This window comes from Micromonospora sp. NPDC051925, assembly GCF_044548625.1.
Taxonomy (GTDB): Bacteria; Actinomycetota; Actinomycetes; order Mycobacteriales; family Micromonosporaceae; genus Micromonospora.
The window spans coordinates 222,344-246,206 of the sequence record NZ_JBIUCH010000007.1 but is presented as its reverse complement, the minus strand read 5'-3'; the positions used below and the strand labels follow the sequence as shown (position 1 = coordinate 246,206).

Annotated in this window: 20 protein-coding genes; 3 read left to right on the top strand and 17 right to left on the bottom strand. The window is 72.4% G+C overall.

Annotated features, from left to right (window positions below):
• Positions 1 to 43: 43 nt before the first annotated feature.
• The 5 genes from carB to pyrR form a co-directional block, all read right to left on the bottom strand.
• Positions 44 to 3,418 (bottom strand): carbamoyl-phosphate synthase large subunit, encoded by a 3,375-nt coding sequence (carB, locus tag ACIG87_RS11920; protein WP_396850464.1) that lies wholly within the window; start codon positions 3,416 to 3,418, stop codon positions 44 to 46.
• The gene (gene carA / locus ACIG87_RS11915; protein WP_396850565.1) at positions 3,411 to 4,613 is read right to left on the bottom strand and encodes a glutamine-hydrolyzing carbamoyl-phosphate synthase small subunit; all 1,203 of its coding nucleotides are present in this window, start codon (positions 4,611 to 4,613) and stop codon (positions 3,411 to 3,413) included. The genes carB and carA overlap by 8 nt, the downstream gene beginning before the upstream one ends.
• A gap of 119 nt (positions 4,614 to 4,732) precedes the next feature.
• Positions 4,733 to 6,064 carry a dihydroorotase gene (locus ACIG87_RS11910; RefSeq protein ID WP_396850463.1) on the bottom strand — a complete coding sequence of 444 codons (1,332 nt, stop codon included), beginning with the start codon at positions 6,062 to 6,064 and terminating at the stop codon, positions 4,733 to 4,735.
• Positions 6,061 to 7,032, bottom strand: a complete 972-nt coding sequence (locus tag ACIG87_RS11905) for an aspartate carbamoyltransferase catalytic subunit (protein WP_396850462.1) — start codon at positions 7,030 to 7,032, stop codon at positions 6,061 to 6,063. The genes ACIG87_RS11910 and ACIG87_RS11905 overlap by 4 nt, the downstream gene beginning before the upstream one ends.
• Positions 7,033 to 7,090: 58 nt before the next feature.
• Positions 7,091 to 7,672: a bifunctional pyr operon transcriptional regulator/uracil phosphoribosyltransferase PyrR gene (gene pyrR / locus ACIG87_RS11900; RefSeq protein WP_396850461.1), complete on the bottom strand. Its 582-nt coding sequence runs from the start codon at positions 7,670 to 7,672 to the stop codon at positions 7,091 to 7,093.
• 287 nt (positions 7,673 to 7,959) lie between these two features.
• Here pyrR and ACIG87_RS11895 point away from each other — a divergent pair, with 287 nt between their 5' ends.
• A complete protein-coding gene (locus tag ACIG87_RS11895) occupies positions 7,960 to 8,448 on the top strand; it encodes a transcriptional regulator (RefSeq protein ID WP_013285505.1) in 489 nt (162 codons plus the stop codon).
• 127 nt (positions 8,449 to 8,575) lie between these two features.
• Here the strand turns inward: ACIG87_RS11895 and nusB are convergent, their stop codons facing one another.
• The 4 genes from nusB to aroB all read right to left on the bottom strand — a co-directional run bounded on the left by nusB (position 8,576) and on the right by aroB (position 11,236).
• Positions 8,576 to 8,986: a transcription antitermination factor NusB gene (gene nusB / locus ACIG87_RS11890; RefSeq protein WP_176739216.1), complete on the bottom strand. Its 411-nt coding sequence runs from the start codon at positions 8,984 to 8,986 to the stop codon at positions 8,576 to 8,578.
• Between the two features lie 23 nt (positions 8,987 to 9,009).
• Positions 9,010 to 9,567, bottom strand: a complete 558-nt coding sequence (gene efp / locus ACIG87_RS11885; protein WP_091253160.1) for an elongation factor P — start codon at positions 9,565 to 9,567, stop codon at positions 9,010 to 9,012.
• Between the two features lie 137 nt (positions 9,568 to 9,704).
• Positions 9,705 to 10,163 (bottom strand): type II 3-dehydroquinate dehydratase, encoded by a 459-nt coding sequence (gene aroQ / locus ACIG87_RS11880; protein WP_396850460.1) that lies wholly within the window; start codon positions 10,161 to 10,163, stop codon positions 9,705 to 9,707.
• Positions 10,160 to 11,236 (bottom strand): 3-dehydroquinate synthase, encoded by a 1,077-nt coding sequence (gene aroB, locus ACIG87_RS11875; RefSeq protein WP_396850458.1) that lies wholly within the window; start codon positions 11,234 to 11,236, stop codon positions 10,160 to 10,162. Before aroB ends, aroQ begins: the two co-directional genes overlap by 4 nt.
• Before the next feature lie 157 nt (positions 11,237 to 11,393).
• On the opposite strand from aroB, the gene ACIG87_RS11870 reads away from it, so the two are divergent.
• On the top strand, positions 11,394 to 11,915 hold the full coding sequence (locus tag ACIG87_RS11870) for a DUF2243 domain-containing protein (RefSeq protein ID WP_396850457.1): 522 nt from the start codon (positions 11,394 to 11,396) through the stop codon (positions 11,913 to 11,915).
• Positions 11,916 to 11,944: 29 nt separating this feature from the next.
• Positions 11,945 to 12,679, top strand: a complete 735-nt coding sequence (locus tag ACIG87_RS11865) for a cytochrome c oxidase assembly protein (RefSeq protein ID WP_396850456.1) — start codon at positions 11,945 to 11,947, stop codon at positions 12,677 to 12,679.
• Between the two features lie 130 nt (positions 12,680 to 12,809).
• Here ACIG87_RS11865 and ACIG87_RS11860 read toward each other — a convergent pair whose 3' ends face one another.
• The 8 genes from ACIG87_RS11860 to ACIG87_RS11825 all read right to left on the bottom strand — a co-directional run bounded on the left by ACIG87_RS11860 (position 12,810) and on the right by ACIG87_RS11825 (position 23,802).
• Positions 12,810 to 13,316 carry a shikimate kinase gene (locus ACIG87_RS11860; protein ID WP_396850454.1) on the bottom strand — a complete coding sequence of 169 codons (507 nt, stop codon included), beginning with the start codon at positions 13,314 to 13,316 and terminating at the stop codon, positions 12,810 to 12,812.
• Between the two features lie 31 nt (positions 13,317 to 13,347).
• Positions 13,348 to 14,526 (bottom strand): chorismate synthase, encoded by a 1,179-nt coding sequence (aroC, locus tag ACIG87_RS11855; protein ID WP_396850452.1) that lies wholly within the window; start codon positions 14,524 to 14,526, stop codon positions 13,348 to 13,350.
• Positions 14,527 to 14,626: 100 nt separating this feature from the next.
• Positions 14,627 to 15,514, bottom strand: coding sequence for a sulfotransferase family protein (locus tag ACIG87_RS11850; protein WP_396850450.1), 888 nt, complete (start codon positions 15,512 to 15,514; stop codon positions 14,627 to 14,629).
• Positions 15,515 to 15,553: 39 nt separating this feature from the next.
• Complete coding sequence (locus ACIG87_RS11845) at positions 15,554 to 17,170, bottom strand: lipopolysaccharide biosynthesis protein (RefSeq protein ID WP_396850449.1); 1,617 nt, start codon at positions 17,168 to 17,170, stop codon at positions 15,554 to 15,556.
• Complete coding sequence (locus tag ACIG87_RS11840) at positions 17,167 to 19,035, bottom strand: O-antigen ligase family protein (protein WP_396850448.1); 1,869 nt, start codon at positions 19,033 to 19,035, stop codon at positions 17,167 to 17,169. Before ACIG87_RS11840 ends, ACIG87_RS11845 begins: the two co-directional genes overlap by 4 nt.
• Positions 19,028 to 19,960, bottom strand: a complete 933-nt coding sequence (locus tag ACIG87_RS11835) for a glycosyltransferase family 2 protein (RefSeq protein ID WP_396850447.1) — start codon at positions 19,958 to 19,960, stop codon at positions 19,028 to 19,030. Before ACIG87_RS11835 ends, ACIG87_RS11840 begins: the two co-directional genes overlap by 8 nt.
• Complete coding sequence (locus tag ACIG87_RS11830; RefSeq protein ID WP_396850446.1) at positions 19,953 to 21,605, bottom strand: Wzz/FepE/Etk N-terminal domain-containing protein; 1,653 nt, start codon at positions 21,603 to 21,605, stop codon at positions 19,953 to 19,955. The genes ACIG87_RS11835 and ACIG87_RS11830 overlap by 8 nt, the downstream gene beginning before the upstream one ends.
• A 190-nt stretch (positions 21,606 to 21,795) precedes the next feature.
• Entirely contained in the window at positions 21,796 to 23,802 is a 2,007-nt protein-coding gene (locus ACIG87_RS11825) for a delta-60 repeat domain-containing protein (RefSeq protein ID WP_396850445.1), read from the bottom strand.
• Positions 23,803 to 23,863: the final 61 nt, after the last annotated feature.

Genomic DNA, 23,863 nt, shown 5'->3' with positions numbered 1-23,863 from the left:
ACCGGACGGGGTGGGGGGTTGGGGTGGGGGTGGGGGTGGGGGGTCATTGGGTGGCTCGGAGGGCGGCGTGGAGTTCCTGGAGGGGGCGTACCTGCATGTCGCCCCGGATGCGGGCCTCGATGCCCATCACCGCCGCCGCCGCGCCCGGCACGGTGGTGATGCAGGGGATGTCGGCCGTGACGGCGGCACTACGGATCTCGTAGCCGTCCGAGCGGGCGCTCGCGCCCGAGCCCTGGGGGGTGTTGATCACCAGGGCCACGTCGCCCGCGAGGATCATCGACACCGCGTCCGCGCCCTCACCCGCCTGGTAGTGCTTGCGGATCTGCTCGCAGGCGATACCGTGCCGGCGCAGCACCTCGGCGGTGCCGGCGGTGGCGACGATCTCGAAGCCCAGGTCGGCCAGCCGCTTGATCGGGAAGATCATGCCGCGCTTGTCCCGGTTGGCCACCGAGACGAAGATCTTCCCGGCGATCGGCAGCGAGCCGTACGCGGCGGACTGGCTCTTGGCGAAGGCGTGCCCGAAGCTGCTGTCGATGCCCATCACCTCGCCGGTGGACTTCATCTCCGGGCCGAGCAGCGAGTCGACGCCCTTGCCGGCCGGGGTGCGGAACCGCTTGAACGGCAGCACCGCTTCCTTGACCGAGACCGGGGCGTCGGGCGGCATCACCCCGCCGTCGCCGGTCGCCGGGAGCAGCCCCTCGACGCGCAGCTCGGCGATGGTCGCGCCGAGCGCGATCCGGGCTGCCGCCTTCGCCAACGGCACCGCGGTGGCCTTGGAGACGAACGGGACCGTCCGGGACGCCCGCGGGTTCGCCTCCAGCACGTAGAGCATGTCGTCCTTGAGGGCGTACTGGACGTTGAGCAGGCCCTGCACCCCCACCCCCCGGGCGATCGCCTCGGTGTAGCGGCGCACCTCGGTCAGGTGCGGACCGGCCAGCGTGATCGGCGGCAGCGCGCACGACGAGTCACCGGAGTGGATGCCGGCCTCCTCGATGTGCTCCATCACGCCACCCAGGTAGACCTCGCCGTCGGCGTCGCAGAGCGCGTCCACGTCGATCTCGATGGCGTCGTCGAGGAACCGGTCCACCAGCACCGGGTGGTCCGGGGAGATGTCGGTGGCCCGGCCGATGTAGGCGCGCAGCGTGTCGTCGTCGTAGACGATCTCCATGCCCCGCCCGCCGAGCACGTACGACGGGCGCACCAGCACCGGGTAACCGATCTCGTCGGCGATCGCCTTCGCCTCGTCGTACGAGGTCGCCATGCCGTGTGCCGGGGCGCGCAGCCCGGCCCTGGCCAGCACCGCGCCGAACGCGCCGCGCTCCTCGGCCAGGTGGATCGACTCGGGTGAGGTGCCGACCACCGGCAGCCCGGCGTCCTTCAGCCGCTGCGCCAGCCCCAGCGGGGTCTGCCCACCGAGCTGCACGATCACCCCGACCACACCGGGGCCGCCGGCCGCCCTGCCGGAGGAGTCCTCGGCGTGCCAGACCTCCAGCACGTCCTCGAAGGTCAGCGGCTCGAAGTAGAGCCGGTCGGCGGTGTCGTAGTCGGTGGAGACGGTCTCCGGATTGCAGTTGACCATCACCGTCTCGTAGCCGACGGCGCCGGAGGCCGGGTCGAGCGGTGCGCTGCGCAGCGCCTGTACCGCGTGCACGCACGAGTAGTCGAACTCGATGCCCTGGCCGATCCGGTTCGGCCCGGAACCCAGGATGAGCACCTTGGGCCGGTCCGACGGGGCGACCTCGGTCTCCGCGTCGTACGTCGAGTAGTGGTACGGGGTGGTCGCCTCGAACTCGGCGGCGCAGGTGTCCACCGTCTTGTAGACCGGGCGTACGTCGAGCCGGTGCCGCAGGGTGCGGATGCCGTCCTCGGCGGCCAGTTCCGGGCGGAGCGCGGCGAGCTGCCGGTCGGACAGCCCGGCCCGCTTGGCCCGGCGCAGCAGGTCGGCGTCGAGCACCGGGGCGTCCACGATCTCGGCCCGCAGCTCGACCAGGCTCGCGATCTGGTCCAGGAACCACGGGTCGATCCCGCCGGACGCCCGCGCGACCTCCGGGATCGACGCGCCCAGCCGCAGCGCCCGCTCCACGGTGTAGAGCCGGCCGTCGTGCGGCATCCCCAGCGCGGCGAGGGTGTTCTCCCTGGTCGCGTCGACCGGGTCGGGCTGGGTCCAGAAACCCGCGGCCTTCGTTTCCATCGAGCGCATCGCCTTGTTGAGCGCCTCGGTGAAGTTGCGCCCGAGGCTCATCGCCTCACCGACCGACTTCATCGTGGTGGTCAGCTCCGGGTCCGCGCCGGGGAACTTCTCGAACGCGAACCGGGGGATCTTCACCACCACGTAGTCCAGGGTCGGCTCGAACGCCGCCGGGGTCTTGCGGGTGATGTCGTTGGGGATCTCGTCGAGGGTGTAGCCGATGGCCAGCTTCGCGGCGATCTTGGCGATCGGGAAGCCGGTGGCCTTCGACGCCAGCGCCGACGAGCGGGACACCCGGGGGTTCATCTCGATCACCACGATCCGGCCGTCGGCCGGGTTGACCGCGAACTGGATGTTGCAGCCGCCGGTGTCCACCCCGACCTCCCGCAGCACCGCGATGCCCAGGTCCCGCAGGTTCTGGTACTCCCGGTCGGTGAGCGTCATCGCCGGGGCGACGGTGACGCTGTCACCGGTGTGCACGCCCATCGGGTCGACGTTCTCGATCGAGCAGACCACCACCACGTTGTCGTGCCGGTCGCGCATCAACTCCAGTTCGTACTCCTTCCAGCCGAGCACGCTCTCCTCGATGAGCACCTCGTGCACCGGGCTGGCGGCCAGGCCGGCACCGGCGATCCGGGTCAGGTCCTCGTCGGTGTGCGCCATGCCGGAGCCCAGGCCGCCCATGGTGAACGACGGCCGGATCACCACCGGCAGGCCCAGTTCCCCGACGGTCTCCCGGACCTCGTCCATCGAGTGACAGACCCGGGACCGGGGCACCAGGCCGTCCGGGTCGGCCAGTCCCAGCCGTACGCCGGCCTTGGCGACGATCTCCTTGAACAGCTGGCGGTCCTCACCGCGGTTGATCGCCTCGATGTTCGCGCCGATCAGCTCGACGCCGTACTTGTCGAGCACGCCCGCGGCGTGCAGGGCGACCGCGGTGTTCAACGCGGTCTGCCCGCCCAGGGTGGCCAGCAGCGCGTCGGGGCGCTCCTTGGCGATGACCAGCTCGACGAACTCCGGGGTGATCGGCTCGACGTAGGTGGCGTCGGCGAACTCCGGGTCGGTCATGATGGTCGCCGGGTTGGAGTTGACCAGGCTGACCCGGATTCCCTCGCTGCGCAGCACCTGGCAGGCCTGGGTGCCGGAGTAGTCGAACTCGCAGGCCTGCCCGATCACGATCGGCCCGGAGCCGATCACCAGGATGTGCTTGAGATCAGTCCGCTTAGGCATTCGTGCGCCCCTCGCTGTGGGTCCGGCCCGGACCGGGCTGTCCGTCGGGGCCACGGCCCTCGATCAGCTCGGCGAAACGGTCGAAGAGGTAGTCGGCGTCGTGCGGGCCGGCTGCCGCCTCCGGGTGGTACTGGACGGTGAAGGCGGGCACGTCCACGGCCCGCAGCCCCTCGACCACGTTGTCGTTGAGACAGACGTGCGACACCTGCACGCCGCCGAACTCGGTCTCGATGACCTGGTCGGGGACGACCGCGCCGGCCGGTCCACCCGGCTCGCGGCCCGGCCAGGCCACCGCGAAGCCGTGGTTGTGGCTGGTCACCTCGACCTTTCCGGTGACCCGGTCGAGCACCGGCTGGTTGATGCCCCGGTGGCCGTAGCCCAGCTTGTAGGTGCCGAAGCCGAGCGCCCGGCCGAGGATCTGGCTGCCGAAGCAGATGCCGAACAGCGGGATCCGGCGGCTCAGCACCTCCCGGGCGAGGGCGACCGGCCCGTCGGCGGTGGCCGGGTCACCCGGGCCCGGCGAGAAGAAGACCGCGTCCGCACCCGTGGCCAGCAGGTCGTCGATGGTGGAGCCGGCGGGCAGCACGTGGGTGGTGACCCCCCGGGCGGCCAGCCGGCGCGGCACGTTGCGCTTGATGCCCAGGTCCAGCGCGGCGACGGTGAACCGGTGCGGGCCGTCAGCCGGCACCACGTACGGCTCGCCCGTGGTCACCTCGGCGGAGAGGTCCGCGCCGACCATCTGCGGGGACTGCCGGACCCGGTCCAGCAGGGCGCGTGGGTCGTCGTCGACGCTGGAGATGCCGACCCGCATCGCGCCGCGTTCGCGCAGGTGCCGGGTGAGTGCCCGGGTGTCCACCCCGGCGATGCCGACCACGCCCTCGACGCCGAGCCGGTCCTCCAGCCCCCCGACGGCCCGCCAGTTGGAACCGATCCGGGCCGGGTCGCGGACCACGTAGCCGGCGACCCAGATCCGGCCGGACTCGTCGTCCTCGGTGTTCACGCCGGTGTTGCCGATGTGCGGGGCGGTCTGCACCACCACCTGCCGGTGGTAGGACGGGTCGGTCAGGGTCTCCTGGTAGCCGGTCATGCCGGTGTTGAAGACCGCCTCGCCGAAGGTCTCCCCGACACTGCCGTACGCCTCGCCGTGGAACGTGCGCCCGTCCTCGAGCACCAGGATCGCCGATCTACGCTTCACCATGCTGAGCCTCCTCGATCCGGACTGCGGGACTCCGCTTCGCTACGTTCCTCGCTCGGATCACGCGCTTCCTCCGATCCGGACTGCGGGACTCCGCTTCGCTACGTTCCTCGCTCGGATCACTTGACAGCCTTTCCGTCCAGGACCGTCGGCTCGCCGCGCAGGAAGGTCGCCACGATGCGACCTGGCAGCGTCATGCGGGCGTACGGGGTGTTGCGACTACGGCTGGCCAGCTCCGCGGGCTCGATCATTCGGCTGGCGGCCGGGTCGACCAGGGTCAGGTTCGCCGGCACGCCGGGCGCGGGGGCGAGGCCGTGGCCGTCGAGGCCGGCGATCCGAGCCGGGGTACGCGACATCCGCTCGGCGATCAGGTCCCACTGCGGGCCGAGCACGTCGAGCACGACGGACAGCGCCGTCTCCAGCCCGAGCATGCCGGGCCTGGCGTACGCCCACTCGCACTCCTTGTCCTCCACCGCGTGCGGCGCGTGGTCGGTGGCGACGATGTCGATGACGCCCTCGGCGAGCGCGGCGCGCAGCGCGGCGACGTCGGCGCCGGTCCGCAGCGGCGGATTGACCTTGAAGACCGGGTCGTAGCTGGCCGCCGGGCTCCAGTCGTCCGCGATCGCGGGGCTGGCGAGCTCACTGCGGCCACTCACGACCTCGTCGGTGAGCAGCAGGTGGTGCGGGGTGACCTCGGCGGTGACCCGGACCCCCCGGGCCTTGGCCTGGCGCAGCACCTCGACGCTGCCGGCGGTGGAGAGGTGGCAGACGTGCAGCCGGCTGCCGACGTGCTCGGCGAGCAGCACGTCCCGGGCGATGATCGCCTCCTCGGCGACCGCCGGCCAGCCGGTCAGCCCGAGCCGGGTGGAGACCTCGCCCTCGTGCATCTGCGCGCCCTCGGTGAGCCGGGGCTCCTCGGCGTGCTGGGCGATGATCCCGTCGAACGCCTTGACGTACTCCAGGGCGCGGCGCATCAACTTCGGGTCGGCGACGCAGTGCCCGTCGTCGGAGAAGATCCGCACCCGGGCTGCCGAGTCGGCCATCGCGCCCAGCTCGGCGAGCCGCTCGCCGGCCAGCCCGACGGTGACCGCGCCGATCGGCTGCACGTCGACCAGACCGGCCTGCCGGCCGAGCCGCCAGACCTGCTCGACCACGCCGGCGGTGTCGGCGACCGGCGAGGTGTTCGCCATCGCGCAGACCGCGGTGTAGCCGCCGAGCGCCGCCGCCCGGGAGCCGGACTCCACGGTCTCGGCGTCCTCCCGGCCGGGCTCGCGCAGGTGGGTGTGCAGGTCGACCAGGCCGGGCAGGGCGACCAGCCCGGTGCCGTCGACCACGACGGCGTCCGGGGCGGTCAGCCCGGACCCGGTCTCGGCGACGACGCCGTCGCGGATCAGCAGGTCGGTCGGCGCGGCGCCCATGACGCTCACGCTCTTGATCAGGTACGCGGTCACCGGTTGTTCCCTCCGAGCAGCAGGTAGAGCACGGCCATCCGCACGGAGACCCCGTTGGCGACCTGTTCGACGATGGTGGAGCGGGGTGAGTCGGCGACCTCGGGGGTGATCTCCATGCCCCGGTTCATCGGGCCGGGGTGCATGACGATCGCGTGGTCGGGCAGCCGACGCATGCGCGGGCCGTCCAGGCCGTAGCGCCGGGCGTACTCGCGGGCCGACGGGAAGTAGGAGTCGTTCATCCGCTCCCGCTGCACCCGCAGCATCATCACCACGTCCACCCCGGGAAGAACGGCGTCGAGGTCGTAGCAGACGTCGGTGCCGGGATGGGAGACGGCGGCCGGGACGGCGGGGGTGGCCGACGGCGCGGCGCCCGCTCGGGCGGCCCAGTCGACCGGGATCAGCGTCGGCGGGCCGACCAGGGTGACCTTGGCACCGAGGGTGCTCAGCAGCAGGACGTTGGAGCGGGCCACCCGGGAGTGCAGCACGTCCCCGACGATCGCCACGTGCAGGCCGGCGAGCCGACCCAGCCGGGCCCGCATGGTGTACGCGTCGAGCAGCGCCTGGGTGGGGTGCTCGTGGGTGCCGTCGCCGGCGTTGACCACCGACCCGTCCACCCAGTTCGCCAGCCGGTGCGGGGCGCCGGAGGCGGGGTGCCGGACGACCACCGCGTCGGCCCCCATCGCCTGGAGCGTCAGCGCGGTGTCCTTCAGGCTCTCGCCCTTGGTGACGCTGGAGCCCTTGGCGGAAAAGTTGATCACGTCGGCGCTGAGCCGCTTGGCGGCGGCCTCGAACGAGATCCGGGTGCGGGTGGAGTCCTCGTAGAAGAGGTTGACCACGGTCCGGCCACGCAGCGCCGGGAGCTTCTTGACCTCCCGGCCGGCGACGGTGGCCATCTCGGCGGCGGTGTCGAGGATCTGGGTGGCGGTGTCGGCGTCCAGGTCGGCCCCGGAGAGCAGATGCCTGATCATGAGCGGGGCCGCCTCTCGTGTGCGCCCACGGGGCACCGTCGCATCGCGTCGTGCGCGGTCATCGCGTACCCCCGTAGAGCTTGACCTCGTCGGCGCCGTCGGTCTCGGCGAGGGTGACCCGGACGCTCTCGGCGAGTGCGGTCGGGATGTTCTTGCCGACGTAGTCGGCGCGGATCGGCAGCTCCCGGTGACCCCGGTCGACCAGCACGGCGAGCTGGACCGAGGCGGGCCGACCGACGTCGTTGAGGGCGTCGAGCGCGGCCCGGACGGTACGACCGGAGAAGAGCACGTCGTCGACGAGGACGACCCGCTTGCCGTCGATGCCACCCGCCGGCAACTGGGTGGGGCCGACCGCGCGGGTGGCGTGTCGACGCAGGTCGTCCCGGTAGAGAGTGATGTCGAGCACCCCGACCGGGACGACGACGTCCTCGAAGGTGCTGATCCGGGCGGCGAGCCGCCGGGCGAGGGGGGCGCCCCGGGTGGGGATGCCGAGCAGGACGGTGTCGGCGGCACCCTGGGTCTTCTCCAGGATCTGGTGGGCGATCCGGTCGACGACGCGCTGGACGTCGGCGCTGGCGAGGATCACCTTCACCGAGGGTTGTCGCTCCTGCGACGGTGGGGCAGCCGGTGGGCAGGCCACGGCGGACCTCCTTCCCCGCCTCACGGGACGGGTCGTTAAAGGATGTCGGGGTGTCCGGTGGGGTCGCGGGCGGCCCGACCGGGGCTGGCGGCCACGTTACCAGCGGTCACCTGGCCGTTCGCCGCGACCCACTGATCCCCGGATCAGGACGGTGAAATAGGGACAACTCCCCCACTATCTCCGACGGGAATGTCACGAGCACTTGACCACGTGTCGCAATCCCCGTACCGTCACGCTCCGTAGCGATCGCTGGGAGAACCCCAAAGCACAGCACTGGGAGTGTCCGAATGCCCTCTGAATACGCCAAGTCGCTGGGTGCCCGCCTGCGCTCCATCCGCCAGCAGCAGGGTCTTTCCCTGCAGGGGGTGGAGGAGAAGTCGAACGGCCGCTGGAAGGCCGTGGTGGTCGGCTCATACGAGCGCGGCGACCGGGCCGTCACCGTGTCCCGCCTGGCGGAGCTGGCCGACTTCTACCGCGTTCCCGTCTCGGAGCTGCTGCCCGACGGCAGCGGTGTGCGGCACGAGCCCACCAGCAAGATCGTCCTGGACCTGGAGCGACTCTACGACGAGGCCTCCGAGGACCTCGCCTACGTCGCCCGCTACGCCCGGGCGATCCAGCAGCAGCGCGGCGACTACAACGGTCGGGTGCTCTCCATCCGCGCCGACGACCTGCGTGCCCTGGCGATCGTCTACGACGCCTCGCCGTCCGGGCTGATCGAGCGGCTCACCGAGCACGGTGTGCTGGTCGCCGACCCGCGGGCGTTCTTCGCCTCCTGACCTGCGGTCGCCGACGAGAAGGGCCCGTGCCGTCCGGCACGGGCCCTTCTCGTCACACCATCCCCCGCCACCGGGACCGTCCGGTCCCGGGACGCGCCCGGCCCTGGTGGGACGTGCGCGACCCGGGTCAGCGGGTGGCGTACTCGGCGATCCGGCCGAGAATGCCGTTGAGGAAGCGCGGCGAGTCGTCGGTCGACATCTGCCGGGCCAACTCCACCGCCTCGCTGATCGCCACCGCGTCGTCGATCTCGTCGACGTAGAGCAGCTCGTAGACGGCGATCCGGGCCAGGTTGCGGTCGACCGCCGGCATCCGGTCCAGGGTCCAGCCCTCGGCGTAGCTGGCGATCACCTCGTCGATCCGGTCGAGGTGCGCGGCGACCCCCTCGACCAGACCGACCGCGTAGTCCAGGTGCTCGGGGCGCGGTTTCTCGATCCGCTCGACGTAGCCGGCGAGCACCTCGACCGGGGGCCGGTCCCGCAGATCGGCCTCGAAGAGCACGTCCAGCGCCCGCTTACGCGCCTTGCGGCGCGACGGCATCTGCTGCTTGGGGCCCTCGGCCATCAGGCTCGGCCGAGGTAACGGCCGTCGCGGGTGTCGACCTTGATCTTCTCGTCGGTGGTGATGAAGAGCGGCACCTGCACGGTCGCGCCGGTCTCGACGGTGGCCGGCTTGTTGCCGCCGGTCGACCGGTCGCCCTGCAGACCCGGCTCGGTGTAGGTGACCTGGAGCACCACGCTGGTCGGCAGCTCGATGTAGAGCGGCACGCCCTCGTGGGTGGCGACGGTCGCCTCGGCCTCGGGGAGGAGGTAGTTGGCGGCCTCGCCGACGGTGCCGCCGGGGACGGTGATCTGGTCGAACGTCTCCAGATCCATGAAGACGTAGTCCTCACCGTCGGCGTAGAGGTACTGCATGGTGCGCTTGTCGACGGTGGCGGTCTCGACCTTGGTGCCCGCGTTGAAGGTCTTGTCGACGACCTTGCCGGACAGCACGTTCTTCAGCGTCGTGCGGACGAACGCCCCACCCTTACCGGGCTTGACGTGCTGGAACTCGACGACGGCCCAGAGCTCCCCGTCGAGGTTGAGTACCAGGCCGTTCTTGAGGTCGTTGGTGGATGCCATTTCCTGCCTTGATCATCAATTGGCGGACAGACCTGGCAAGTCTACTAGCTGCGTCTAATCGGCGGCTGCGCCGTCGGCCGGGGCCCGTTCCGGCGGATGAGACCATCGCCACATGTCACGCACAGTGACGAAGGACGTCAGCCGGCCACGCCCAGGCGGGTGGCGAGGTGCCGCAGGGCCAGCCGGTAGCCGTCCACACCGAGACCGCAGATCACCCCGGTGGCCACCGCCGAGACCACCGAGTGGTGCCGGAACTCCTCCCGGGCGTGGATGTTGGAGATGTGCACCTCGACCAGCGGACCCCGCAGCAACGCACAGGCGTCCCGCACCGCGATCGAGTAGTGCGACCAGGCCGCCGGGTTGAGCACCACCGCCGCCGCCTCGTCCGCCGCGCCGTGCAGCCAGCCGAGCAGCTCATGCTCCGCGTCGGTCTGCCGGACCACCACGTCCAACCCCAGTTCACGGCCCGTCTCGACGCAGAGCGTCACCAGGTCCGCATAGCTGGTCACGCCGTACACGTCGACCTGGCGGGTGCCCAGCCGGCCCAGGTTCGGCCCGTTGAGCACGTACACCCGGGGGAGGTCGGGGCCGCTCACCGGCTGACCTCCCGGAAGGCGGCGTGCAGCAGTTCGTCGTCGGGGCCGTCCAGGATCGCCGGGCGGGCCAGGCCGTCCAGCACCACGAAGCGCAGGCGGCTGCCCCGCGCCTTCTTGTCCACCCGCATCGCCGCCAACAGGGCCGGCCAGGCGTCCGCCGGGTAGCTGGTCGGCAGGCCCAGCGCGGACAGCACCCCGCGGTGCCGCTCGGCGGTCGCCGCGTCGAGCCGACCCGCCAACCGGGCGAGAGCGCCGGCGTAGACGGTGCCGACGGAGACCGCGTGCCCGTGCCGCCAGCGGTACTCCTCGACCTTCTCGATCGCGTGCGCCAGGGTGTGACCGTAGTTGAGCACCTCCCGGACGCTCGACTCGCGCAGGTCACCGGAGACCACGTCGGCCTTCACCCGGATCGCCCGCTCGATCAGCTCCCGGACCACCGGCCCGGTCGGATCGACGGCGGCGGCCGGATCCGCCTCGACCAGATCCAGGATCACCGGGTCGGCGATGAAACCGCACTTGACCACCTCGGCCATCCCGGCGGCCAGATCTGCCGATGGCAGGCTGTCCAGCGTGCCCAGGTCGGCCAGCACCCCGACCGGCGGGTGGAAGGCGCCCACCAGGTTCTTGCCGGCTGCCGTGTTGACCCCGGTCTTGCCGCCGACCGCCGCGTCGACCATGCCGAGCAACGACGTCGCCACCGGCACCCAGCGCACCCCGCGCAACCAGCAGGCCGCCACGAAGCCGGCCAGGTCGGTCACCGCACCGCCGCCCACCCCGACCACCGCATCGGTACGGGTGAAACCGGCCGCGCCGAGGCGGTCCCAGCAGTCGGCGGCCACCTCGACCCGCTTACCCGCCTCGGCGTCCGGCACCTCGATCATCAGCGGGGCCATCCCCACGGCGGCCAGCCGCTCGCCGAGCACCTCCACCAGTTCCTTGAGTGGTGGCGCGTGCAGCACCGCCACCCGCGTCGCCTCGGGCAGCAACGCGGGCAGCTCGGCCAGCAGGCCATGTCCGACCAGTACGTCGTACGGCAGTTCGCCGCCGACCGGAATCCGGGTCACCTCGTCCATCGCCGGCAGCCTAGTCCAGCGCCGTCCCCGGCACGGCGACTGTCCACCTGCTGGCCTGACCAGAGCGCGGGCCGCGTGACCGGACGACGAGGCCGGCGTTTAGCCCGACGAGACCCGGGCACCGAGGACGGGGTCGGCCCGAGCGGCGGAGGAACCCATGGCCAGCACGACCATCGACGGCGCGGACATCCGGCTGCCGGCCACCATCCTCGGCGTCGGCCTCGGCGGGTTCGTCGACGGCATCGTCCTGCACCAGGTGCTCCAGTGGCACCACATGCTCAGCAGCACCGGCAGCGACAACATCGGGATCAGGGCATATCCGGTGGACACCGTCCCCGGGCTGCAGATGAACACCCTCTGGGACGGACTGTTCCACGTGGTGACCTGGGTGGCGGTGCTCACCGGGCTGGCCCTGCTGTACGCCCGGGTCACCCGGTCCCGGGGCCGGTTGTGGCGTTCCGGCCTGCTCTGGGGCTGGGCACTGGTCGGGTGGGGGCTGTTCAACCTGGTCGAGGGGGTGATCGACCATCACCTGCTCGGCATCCACCACGTCCACGGTGGCCCGCACCAGACCGCTTGGGACGTCGGCTTCCTGCTGCTCGGGGCGGCCCTGGTGGCCCTCGGCTGGACGATCCGACGTGGTGCCACGACCGTGGACACCTGCGCCGAGCGGCGATGATCGGGCCGCACGGGAGCGGGATCGGCCCATTGCTGCTCGTACCGTTGGTGATGTTCTGGGGCTATCTGGCCGCCGCCCTGCGCCGCCGCGACCCGGGCCGCGGCGGCTGGAGCAGCTGGCGGACGGCCAGCTTCGGCACCGGCACGGCGTTGCTCGCCGTAGCCCTGCTGCTGCCCGCCCACGACCTGGTCGGGCACGTGTGGCAGCACCTGCTGGTCGGCATGCTGGCACCGCTCGGGCTGGTGCTCGGCGCACCCGGCACCCTGGCCCTGCGGACGGTACGACCCCGGGTCGGCCGGGCGGCTCTGCGGCTACTGCGCCGTCCCGCCCCGGCGGTGGCCACCCACCCGGTCACCGGGCTGCTGCTCACCGCCGGGGGCCTCTACCTGCTGCACCTGACACCGCTGTACCGGGCCGCCCTGACCCGTCCCGGCCTGCACCCGCTGCTCCTGCTGCACTTCCTGGTCAGCGGGTACGTCTTCACGTGGGCGATCGCCGGCCCCGACCCGGGTCCACACCGCCCCGGTGTGCCCCTGCGCCTGGTGGTGCTCGGCCTGTCCGTCGCCGCCCACGCCACCCTCGCCCAACTGATGTACGCGGGCCTGGTCGACGCCGCCGCCCCGACAACCCAGTTACGGACGGCGGCGACCCTGATGTACTACGTCGGCGACCTGGCCGAGATACTGCTCGCCCTGGCCCTGCTGGCAACCTGGCGACCCACGCCACGCCGGGACCGGGCCGCCCGCGCACCCGTACCGGCCTGAGCGGTCGGGCCGCCCACGCGCCTCGGCACGGGACCGGCCTGAACGGGCGGGACCGCACGGCCTTGTCGGGGCGGGACCAGGTCACGCTCGGCTCCGGCCGGTTCCGCCTCGGCCGCGTCCCCGCCGGGGGTCAGGGCTTGAGCAGGGCGACGATCTCGGCGACGATCTCCCCCGGCAGGCGGTCGTCGGTGACCACCGTCGCCGTCGCGACCTCCGCGTAGAGCGGTCGGCGCTGATCCATCAGGTACTTGAGGGTGGCGCGCGGGTTGACCGACAGCAGCGGCCGGCCGGCACCGAGCCCGACCCGCCTCACCGCGTCGGGAAGCTCCACCGACAGGTGCACCACGGTGTGCCCGACCAGCGCGGCCCGGTTCTCCTCGGCGAGGATCGCACCGCCGCCGAGGGCGAGCACCCCGGCATGTGACGCCAACCCCGCCAGCACTGCGGCCCGCTCCAGGGCCCGGAAGTGCGCCTCGCCCTCGTCGATGAAGATCTCCGGGATCGGCTTGCCGGCCATCTCCTCGATGTCGGTGTCGGTGTCCCGGAACGCCACCCCGAGCAGGGCGGCCAGCTCCTCGCCAACGGTGCTCTTGCCGGAGCCGGGAGCCCCCACCAGCACACAGACGGGTTTCGTCACCGAAGCCACCTTCCTGCGGGGCTCCCGGCGGTCATCGGATGACCAGGGTGTCGAGGTAGCCGGCGAGGTTGCGGCGGATCTCGGCCACCGAGTCGCCGCCGAACTTCTCGGTGGCGGCCTCGGCGAGCACCAGCGCCACCATCGCCTCGGCGACCACCGCCGCAGCGGGGACCGCGCAGACGTCGGAGCGCTGGTTGATCGCGGTCGCCGGCTCCCCGGTGCTGACATCGACCGTGGCCAGCGCCCGGTTCAGCGACGAGATCGGCTTCATCGCCGCCCTGACCCGCACCGGCTCGCCGGTGGTGATGCCGCCCTCCAGGCCACCGGCCCGGTCGGTGACCCGACGGACCCCGGTGGCGGTGGGCATGATCTCGTCATGCGCCTCGGAACCCCGGGACCGGGCCTGCTGCCAGCCGTCACCGATCTCCACCCCCTTGATCGCCTGGATGGACATCAAGGCGGTCGCCAGCCGGGCGTCGAGCTTGCGGTCCCACTGCACATGGCTGCCCAGGCCCGGCGGCACGCCGTACGCCAGCACCTCGACCACGCCACCGAGGGTGTCGGCGGCCTTCTTCGCGGCGTCGACCTCGGCGACCATCCGGGCGCTGGCATCCGGGTCGAGGCAACGCAACGGGTCCGCGTCGATCCGGGACGCGTCCTCCGGGGTCGGCCGCAGGCCCGGCTTCGCGGCGACCGAGCCGAGTTCCACCACGTGCGACACGATCTCGATGCCGAGGGCCTGCTTCACCAGGGCCTTCGCCACGGTGCCGACGGCGACCCGGGCGGCGGTCTCCCGGGCGCTGGCCCGCTCCAGGATCGGCCGGGCATCGGTGTGGCCGTACTTCTGCATGCCGGCCAGGTCGGCGTGGCCCGGCCGGGGGCGGGTCAACGGGGCGTTACGGGCCTGGCTGGCCAGCTCGTCCGGGTCGACCGGGTCGGCGGCCATCACCGTCTGCCACTTCGGCCACTCGGAGTTGCCCACCCGGATGGCGACCGGGCTACCCAGGGTGACGCCGTGCCGCAGGCCGCCGATGGCCTCGACCTCGTCCTGCTCGAACGCCATTCGGGCGCCCCGGCCGTAGCCGAGCCGTCGACGGGCCAGCTCACCGGCGATGTCACCGGTGGTCACCGCCACCCCGGCGGGCACCCCCTCCAACACCGCGACAAGAGCCGGACCATGCGATTCACCTGCAGTCAGCCAACGCAACACAGCGGCCAGTCTGTCACGCCGGGTGCCCGCCCCCACGCCGTGCCCGGCCCGTCCCGCCCTGCGGACGCCGACGTCCCCCGGTCGGTCTGCCAGGGGCGGTTCAGGACCAGTCGAAGCGCATCCCCAACCGCTGTTCCAGCGCCGCGTTGTGCGGGGCGAAGTGGGCGCTCAACTCGGCCCGTACCTGCGCCGGCATGGCGCTGCTGCGCCGGTGGTTGTGCGCCTCGTACGCGGCGAGCTGGTGCGGGGGCAGGCCGAGGAAGTCCAGCACCCGGGCGTACGTGGCGGCCGGCTCGGCGTACAGCGTCTCGCTGGGCAGGATCAGCAGCTGGGAGCGGTCGAAGCGGTCCAGCCAGGGCGTCAGGTGCTCCAGGTAGCGGCCCCGGGCCCGGTAGGTGTACCAGTCGTACGCCTCGCTGAAGTACGTCGGATCGGCGATCAGCTTCTCCCGCTCCCCCGCCGTCCGCTCCTGTTCGCGGGCCAGCGCCTCGGCGAAGTCCAGCGGCTCCCTGCCCTCGGTACGCCGCTCCTTCCAGTGCGAGTACGCCCGCTCCACCGGGTCGCGGAGCAGAAAGATCAACCGGACGTCGGGCAGCAGCTCGGCGACCCGCTGCGGGACGAGCGGATGGAACATGTACAGCGGCGCGGCCTCACCCACCCGCACCGGCCCACCGTGCCGGCGGGCCAACGCCTGGCGGTGCCGCTCGGTCGGGAAGTGCGAGCGGTACCACGCCTCGCCCCGACCCCAGTTCTCCTCGAAGTAGTGCGACGTCTTGGTGTTCCAGGCCGGGAAGAGCCGGGGCACCAGGGGGTGCGCCAGCAGGTAACGCCAGAGCGAGGTGGTGCCGCCCCGCTTGGTGCCGGTGATCAGGAAGTCCGGCAGCGGCCGGCGGTCGCTGGTCCGTTCGCCGTACCGGACCAGCGAGCTGCGCACCTGGTGGGTGACCTGGTGCGGGACCACACCCTTGAGGCGGTCGCGGATGGTCATCGTCTCCCTCTCGTCATGCCGGTCTCGGCCTGAGCATCGTCATGCCGGTTTCGGCCTGAGCATCGTCACGGCGGCGCGGACCGTACGCCGGACCCGCCCGTCCAGCAGCAGCCCGGCGGCGGCGACCACCAGCACCACCAGTGCCAGCACGAGGCCGGCCACGCCCCGGCCGGCGACCAGTGCGCTGAACACCGCCACCACGGCCGCGCCGCCGCCGGCCCCGAGCGCCGCCCAGCCCACCGAGCGGGTGAGCAGCGGCTCACCGATCGCCACCCGGGCGGCCACCGCCGCCAGCACGTTCTCCGCGACCACCCCGGCCGTCCAGGCGTACGCCGCGCCGAGTGCACCGTGGTCGGGGATGAGCAGGAAACCCAGCCCGACGGTGAGCGCCAGCCCGACCACGGTGGCCTGGAGGTGCCGGGCGCTGTTGCCGCTCATCAGCAGCATCGTCTGCACGATGCCCACCCCGGAGTTGACCAGCATGGCCCCGGCGAGCACCGCCAACGGGGTGGCCCCGGCGGTGAACCCGTCGCCGAAGAGGCTGAGGAAGGCGGGCGCGAAGACCGCGAGGAGCAGGTACGCCGGCCAGGACAGCAGGATGATCACGACGGTGACCCGCCGGTAGACCAGCGCCGCGTCGGCGGTGCGCCCCTGCCCGAGCAGTCGGGACAGCTGGGGCGCGACCGCCACCCGCAACCCCTGCATGATCAGCAGTCCGGCCAGGGCGTACCGGCCGACCGCGCCGAAGACACCGGACTCGTCCGCGCCGGCCAGCGCCGAGGTGAGCAGCACCCCGACCCACATGCTGCTGGCGTCGATGGCCGCCGACACCGCCCGGGGCAGCGCAAATCCCCAGAGGGTACGCCAGTCCGTGCCGTCCGGCCGCAGCCGCACCCCCGCGAGCAGGCCGAACGGCCGCAGCAGCAGGACGGTGGCGGCGACCACGGCCAGCGCCACCGGCAGCAGCCAGCCGCCGAACCCGACGGCCACCCCGGCACCGGTGGCGACCGTCGCCAGCAGCAGGACGGGCCGGGCCAGCGGCACCAGCACGTACTGGATGCCGACCACGGCGGTCACCGGCCGGACCGCCCGGACCGCGGCGAGCAGCACGGTCATCGCCACGGTGGCCGGCAACGCGAGGAACGCCAGCCGCAGCAGCGTCGACCCCTCCGGACCGTCGAAGAAGACCGGGGCGAGCCGGTCGGCGGTGAGCGCGCCCACCGCCGCCACGAGCCCGCTGAGCAGCAGGACCGGCAGCAACGCGACCGGCAGCAGTCGGGCGGCGTCGCCGTCGACGCCGGTCCGGCGTCGGGGCAGCGCCCAGACCAACGCGGTGTCCGCACCGGCGCAGCAGATCGCGCCCAGGATGGAGACCACGCCGATGGCGGTGAAGAGCGCACCGGAGCCGTCGGTGCCGAAGCCGCGCACGATGACCACGGTGAGCAGGAAGCCCAGCGCGCCGTTGACCGCCGCGCCGACCAGCCCGACCGCGCCGCTGCGGGCGCTGCGACGTACCTCGCCCGAACCGCTCGCCGCGTCGGCTGCGTCCGCCACCGCCGGCCCGGCCGACTCCCCGGTCGCCGCGGCACGGCGGTCGACCTGCCGGGGGATCGCCGGAGTGGTCCCGGTCCCCGTTCCGGTGCCCGGTTGCCTCATGCCTGCTCCCCGCCGCCCTCGGTGCCCGTCTGGTCTTCGGTCCGGGTGGTGGCCCGGGTCGGTGGGATCACCCCACCGGGCCGCGCCGGCGGCACCACGGTCGGTGCGTCCACCCCGCCAGCCGGACGGGCCCCGCCGACCGGAACCGAAGCCGGAACCGGAACCGAAGGCGGGGGCGATGCCGGAGCCGAAGCCAGGGGCAGGGCCGGGACCGGGGCCGAAGGCGGGGGCGATGCCGATGCCGATGCCGGAACCGAAGCCGATGCCGGAGGCGGGACGGCGGCGGTGGCTCTGCCGGCCGGAGGCGGCACGGCGGCAGTGGCTCTGCCGGCCGGAGGCGGCACGGCGGCAGTGGCTCTGCCGGCCGGAGGTGGCACGCTGGCCGTGGCGCGGGTGCGTTGGGTCGGCACGGTGGCCGACGCCTTCGCCGGCACGGAGGCCGTGCCGGTGGCCGAGGCCGCGCCAACAGCCGAGCCCGTCCCGACAGGCGAGGCCGCGCCAACAGCCGAGGCCGCCCCGACAGCCGAGGCCGTGCCGGTTGCCGATCTTGGTGCGTGCGGTGGACGGGAGTCGGTGACTCCCGGCGCGAGCGTCACCGCGCGGTTCACCGGCCCGCTGACCGCCGCCAACCCGGCCCCGACGGCGAAGAAGATGACCGACATGTTCGGGTCGATGTAGGCGTACACCGGGATCACCACGAGGGCGATCACCGGGATGGTGCTCAGCCACTGCCCGGCCGGGGAGACCGCCCCGGCCAACCGTTTGGCGATCAGCACCAGCCAGGCCAGGAAGGCGATCAGGGCCGGAATGCCGTGGCTGTAGAGCACCTGCCACACCATGCCCTGGGTGCCCAGCGGTTCCTCGGCGAGCGTGGTGTCGACGCTGTTCGGCGCGCCGTACCCGAGCAGCGGCGAGCGTTCGACCGCCTGGAGGGTACGCACGTAGAGGTCCATCCGGTCGACGTTGGTGTCGGTGCTGCTGACCCGGTTGTTGATCAATTCCTGCACCGGCACCACCAGGCTGACCACCCAGACCAGCAGCACCAGCCCGCCGATCGAGGCGATGAGTTTGGCGTTGCCCCGGACCAGCGCCCGCAGGCCCAGGTAGGTCAGCCCCGCGCCGAGGCCGAGGAACATGCCCCGGTTGAGGGTCATGAACGCCGGCACCATCGACAGCGGCAACGACACCATCAGCGCCACCCGGAACTTGCCGGTACGCACCGAGGTCAGGTACGCCAGCACGCACGGCACCAGCAGGGCGTACGCCGTACCCCAGTTGTTGGTGTACGGGTAGGGCGCGGCGGTCCGGTAGATCGGGGCGCGCGAGACCGGATTGAACTCGTTGGCCCGCACGTGGGTCAACGCCTGGATGAACCGCTCCCCCGACATGCTGCCCGGCAGCAGCATCTCCACCGGGGTGGTGAGCTGGAAGCGGGGTGCCAGCACGGCCAGCCAGCCCAGCGCGACCACACCCAGCCAGTACCAACCCAGCGGACGGAGCACCTGGTCCCAGGGGGCGCCGTCCCGGACCAGGTTGTAGACGTAGACACAGACGATCAGCGCGGTCAGCATGTAGCCGAAGCGCAACCCGGAGGTGAGGTAGGCGGTGGCCCGGTCCAGCCGGGTGAAGCTGAGCAGCACCAGGGCGAGCAGCACCAGCCAGCAGGCGGTCCCGGCGGGCAGCGCCACCCGGCCCCGGGTGACCAGCAGGCCCAGCAGCACCACCCCGAACACCGACCAGCCGAGGTAGAAGCCGCCGAGCGCCCACCAGAGCGGCACCAGCCCGAACATGGCCAGCAGCGGCCAGGTGGGCAGGGGCGGAGGCCCGGAAGGTGACGCGCCCGCCCGGAGCCGCCGGTCAGACACCCCGCCCCCGGCGCTGGGCCAGCCGGAGCACCCGCTCCCCGGACAGCAGCCCGAGCACCACCGGGACGGTCACCAGCACCCGCTTCTCCCGAGGGTTGAGCCGGACCACCCGGCCGAGTTCCCGCACCGCCTCCCGACGCCGCCGGCCGGAGGCGAGCGCGAAGGCGATCTGGCCGTGCAGCCGGGCCAGGCCGGTCCGGCTACCCGCCAGCTCGGGATGCTTGTCCAGCAGGTAGCGGGTGGCCTCGACGATGGTCGCCCAGCGGCCGAAGAAGAACGAACCGCCGTGCCAGTCGACCACCACCAGCACCTCGGGCACGATCACCACCGGGCCGTGCCCGGCGATCCGCAGCAGCCACTCGTAGTCCTCGCCGTAGCCGCCGGGCAGCTCCTCGTCGACCGGGCCGATCGCGTCCCAGGTGGAACGCCGGATGAGGATGGTACTGGAGTGCACCTCCATGATCCGGTCCTCGACGAAGTCGGGCAGGGCGACCTCGGAGCGGTCGAGCTGCCGTTCCTTGGCGATGCCCGGACCCTCCAGCCGGATCCCGCAGCTCGCGGCGGCGGCGTCCGGGCGTCGTGCCAGCAGCTCCACCTGCCGGCGCAGCTTCGCCGGCAGCCAGAAGTCGTCGTCGTCGCAGAACGCGATCAGCTCGGCGGTGGACTCGTCGACGCCGGTGTTACGGCCGCCGGGCAGGCCCTGCCGGTGGGCGTTGTGGACGTACCGCAGGGTGCGGCCGGCCGGGACGTCGACGGCCAGCTCGCGCAGGTCGGTGTGGTCGTAGACCACGACGCACTCCACCGGGCCGGGGTAGTCCTGGTCGAGCACGGCGCGGACGGCCCGTTCCAGCAACCCGGGCCGGTCCCGGGTGGCCACCACCACGGTCACCGGCGGGTGCTGCGGAGCGGCTGTAGCCTCAGTCACGCTTCTCTCCCGTCACCACGAATCCGACCGGTTCCACGCCGACCGCGCGCAGTCGTTCCACCAGTTGGCTCAGCCGGCCGGTGCGGGTCTTGTCCCGCGCGGCGACCAGCACTGCCCGACCCTCCCGGGCGGCCCGCACACCCCGCTCGTCGTGCAGGGCGGGCGGCGCGTCGATCACGGTGACGCCGCCGGCCACCGGGGCGTCCAGCGGGACCAGGCGCACCCCGCCGGCGCCGATGCGCAGCTCCTCGCCGTCGACGGCGGGGGTCTCCTTCGGCAGCACCCTCGGGATGACCTCGGTCTTGTCCGCCGAGGTGGTGGTGGTGGACCGGTAGACCCCGCCGTTCTTCGGGTCCTCGGTGGGGAACGGCCGGGGCTTGCGGACCGGCTGGATGATCATGGTGTCTTCCGGGTTGCCCGCCGGTGCCGGGGCGGGAACCGCCGGGGCCGGGGTCGGCACGCCGCTGGGCATCGGCCGGGGGCGGGGCACCCGGGGACGGGTCGACTCGACGGCCGGGTGCCGGCGCTGGGCTTCGGTGAGCAGTGACCGGATCCGGTCCCGACTCTCCGGGGCGACACCCAGGCGTACCTCCTGCCCGGCCTGGGCGAGCGCCGCGGCGACCCCGGCGGTGACCTGTTCGCGCCGCTCGTCGGCGGCGGTGGAGAGCAGGACCAGCGGCAGCGGCTTCGGCCCGTCCACCCAGCGGCTTAGGGCCAGCACCAGGTAGCGCAGGTCGGTGTCGGAGAGCCGACCGGAGCCGTCCCGCCCGACGGTGCCCAGCAGCGGGGCGCCGACCAGCGCGGACGCCTCGCTGGCGGTGCGCACCCGACGGTCCATGGACTCCCGGACGAAGGCGATCAACCCGCCGACCAGCAGGCCGCCGAGCAGCCCGGCGACCAGGATCAGCGGGGCGGCGTCCCGGCTGGACGGCACGGGCGCCCGAGCGGCGCTGGTGACCGAACCGGGGCTGAGGTCGGCCGAACCGATCTTGGAACGCTGCTCGGCGAGGGTGGCGAGCTGGTCGTTGAGCGCTCGCAGCTGGTCCAGCAGGGCGCTGGTCCGCGGCGACGGGTTGGACGAGCCCTGGTTGGCCGGCAGCGACCGCTGGGTGGTGGTGCGCTGGGTGGTGACCAGGGCGATGGTGTCGTCGTACGACTTGAGCACGGCGGCGCGCTGGTTCTCGTACATGCCCTTGCGCAGTTCCAGGTACGACTCGGCCGCACCGTTCGCACCGTCCACCGCCTCGGCCTCGCTGTGCCCGGCGTAGCTGAAGCGCATCACCTGGCCGCCGACCGGCGTCTCCACGGTGAGCGCGTCGGCCACGTCGGTGGTGTCCCGGCCGGTGATCGAGGCGACCTTGTCGATGACGTCGTTGCTGGTGGCGATCCCACTCTCGGCGGTCATGTTGACCGCCCGGTCGGCGCCGCCGGAGGGCACCGAGAACGGGTCGGTGACCACCGGGCGGACCACCACGGCCGTGGTCGCGGTGTAGGTCGCGGGGAAGACCAGCAGGTAGGCGGCCGCCAGCAGCACCACCAACCCGGTGGCGGCGAGCACCGTGCGCCAACGCCGCACCGGGATACGGGCCAATTCGGCCAGGCCGACCGGGCGCTGCCGGGCGGGAGTGACGTCGGTCACGTCCATCAGTCAGGTCCTCTTGCGATGCGGGGGGTGGGCAGGTCGGCGCGGGCCGGACGACGGCCCCGGTGCGAGCCGCTGGTCGTCCCATTGTCGCTGACCGTTCACCTGTGGTCGACAGCCGACCGGTCCCCTACGGTACGGGCGGTCCGCCGGTGTCCGGAGACACCGACGGACCGCCCGGATCGGGTGCGGATCAGGAGGTGGCGAAGAACAGCGTCTTGCTCGACCACGTCACGTCGGTGCTGGCCGGCGCGAGCTCGACCGAGGCGGCACCGTCGACGGCGGTCTCGTCGAACGGCACCGCACTCAGCGCGCCGTGCGTGTTGCCGTAGACGATCTTGCCGTTGACCCAGGCCATCCCGCGCACGTTGCCCCAGTTCAGACCCGCGCTCGGCAGGGTGAACTCGGTGCAGCCCACGATGTAGCCGTCCGGCTCCAGGTAACGGTAGAACAGTTTGTTGGTGCCGGCCTTGGTGTAGTACATCCGGCCGTTGAGGTAGAACGCCCCGCTCATCGTCGCCGCGTTGAACCAGTTGTTGTACCCACTGCTGATCCAGGGCGCGCCCACCGAGCCGCCCGAGAAGATCGACACGTCCAGGTAGCTGCCGCTCGGCGCGGTCGCGTCGGTCTTCGACCAGTAGAGCTTGTTGCCGATCGAGAACGCCGCGCCGGCCGAGGTGAGGTTCGGCTGGCTGCTGCTCACCGGCGTGCCCAGCGTGCTGCCGTTGAACGGCACCTTGGTGGCCTGGCCGTTGGCGGTCCCGACGTACAGGAAGCCGGACGACGCGGAGGGCGCGTTGGTCGCCGCGACGGTACGGCCACCGGCGAGCGGGAACAGGCCCATCCGGCCGTGGTACTCGTTGCCCAGACCGTCGGAGTCGAAGCCGGCCAGCAGGCCGTTGCTGCCCCGCCACAGCTCCCACATGATCGGGCCCCAAGTGGTGGTGCCCGTCGGGGCGCCCGAACGGGTCGGGTTCCAGGTCAGCGGCAGGCCGTTGATCGGGTCCAGCGCGCCCAGGCCGAACCGGTTGATCGCACCGGAGCCGGCCGAGTCGTTGCCGTTGGCGTTGCTCAGCCAGCGGAAGTGACCACCCACGTAGACCACGTTGTCGGCCACCTCGACGGAGGTCACCGAGTCGGTGCCGGTGTAGTTGACCCAGGTGGCGTCCAGCGCGGAGCCCCGGTCGGCGGTCTCGAAGCGGGCGATGGCGTCGCAGTACGCCCCGTCACCCCGGCCACCGTCGGCGATGATCACGAAGTACGTGCCGTCGTCGGAGAAGTCGACGTCCCGGGCGTAGAACGGGAACGACGCGCTGTAGCACGGGGCCACGTAGCGCTGGGTGCTCCAGTCCGCGACCGCCGGGGTGCCGTCCAGGTCGACGACCACCACCTGGTTGCGGGACTGGCCGTTGACCTCGGTGAAGTTGCCCACCGCGACCAGGGTCTTGCCGTCGGGTGCGACGGCGAGGCCCCAGACCAGCTCGCTGCTCGCGCGGGCGACGCTGGCGTCGATCTGGAAGGTCGGGTCGATCGCGCCGGTGGTCGCGTCGAGCCGGGCGAGCAGCGAGTGCTGGGTGCCGTTGACCCAGTGGAACGCGCCGGCGATGTAGAGCTTGTTGCCGACGACGATGGTCCGCCGGACCAGGCCGCCGTCGCTGCGGCCGACCCAGCCGGTGACCGTCGCGCCGGTGCTCGGGTCCAGCTCGACGAGGTTCTTGCGGCTGACGCCGTTCACGTTCACGAACGCGCCACCGACGATGAGCTTGCCGTCGGGGCTCGCCGCGAGGGCGTGCACCGCGCCGTCCAGCGTCGGGGTGAAGTCCGCCTTGAGCGCGCCACTGGCCCGGTCGTAGGCGAACAGGTAGTTGCGGGTGGTCCAGCTCGCCGCCCCGGCGGCCTTGACCGAGGTGAACGAGCCCCCGACGTAGACGGTGTTCCCGATCTCGGCGAATGCCTTGGTGTCACCGTTCTGCGCGTGCGGGATGTTGTCCGCCGGGTCCGCCGAGGTGAGGGTGCTGGTGACCGGCGTGAGGTTCGCCGCACGGGCGGGCGCGGCCAACAGGCCGACCGCGAGCACCGGTACGGCGAGCGCGGCGAACCACCGCCGCCACACCGGTCGAGACGTTCTGTGAAGCACTGGCGCCCCCAAAGATGAAGTGAGATCGTGCGTAGCTTGCTCTGCCCGGACATTTCCCACCATCGACCGAACCGGCCCGCTCGACCACCGGCTCGGTCCGGTCCTGCCGTACGGGTCGCGTCCG

Excerpts from the sequence above, each read along its gene's own strand:
- ACIG87_RS11825 (WP_396850445.1), bottom strand. The coding sequence starts at position 23,802 with ATGGTGGGAAATGTCCGGGCAGAGCAAGCTACGCACGATCTCACTTCA.
- aroB (WP_396850458.1), bottom strand. The coding sequence starts at position 11,236 with ATGGACGAGGTGACCCGGATTCCGGTCGGCGGCGAACTGCCGTACGAC.
- ACIG87_RS11905 (WP_396850462.1), bottom strand. The coding sequence starts at position 7,032 with ATGATCAGGCATCTGCTCTCCGGGGCCGACCTGGACGCCGACACCGCC.
- nusB (WP_176739216.1), bottom strand. The coding sequence starts at position 8,986 with ATGCCGTCGCGCCGCAAGGCGCGTAAGCGGGCGCTGGACGTGCTCTTC.
- ACIG87_RS11895 (WP_013285505.1), top strand. The coding sequence starts at position 7,960 with ATGCCCTCTGAATACGCCAAGTCGCTGGGTGCCCGCCTGCGCTCCATC.
- ACIG87_RS11870 (WP_396850457.1), top strand. The coding sequence starts at position 11,394 with ATGGCCAGCACGACCATCGACGGCGCGGACATCCGGCTGCCGGCCACC.
- efp (WP_091253160.1), bottom strand. The coding sequence starts at position 9,567 with ATGGCATCCACCAACGACCTCAAGAACGGCCTGGTACTCAACCTCGAC.
- ACIG87_RS11830 (WP_396850446.1), bottom strand. The coding sequence starts at position 21,605 with ATGGACGTGACCGACGTCACTCCCGCCCGGCAGCGCCCGGTCGGCCTG.
- carB (WP_396850464.1), bottom strand. The coding sequence starts at position 3,418 with ATGCCTAAGCGGACTGATCTCAAGCACATCCTGGTGATCGGCTCCGGG.
- ACIG87_RS11845 (WP_396850449.1), bottom strand. The coding sequence starts at position 17,170 with ATGAGGCAACCGGGCACCGGAACGGGGACCGGGACCACTCCGGCGATC.
- ACIG87_RS11850 (WP_396850450.1), bottom strand. The coding sequence starts at position 15,514 with ATGACCATCCGCGACCGCCTCAAGGGTGTGGTCCCGCACCAGGTCACC.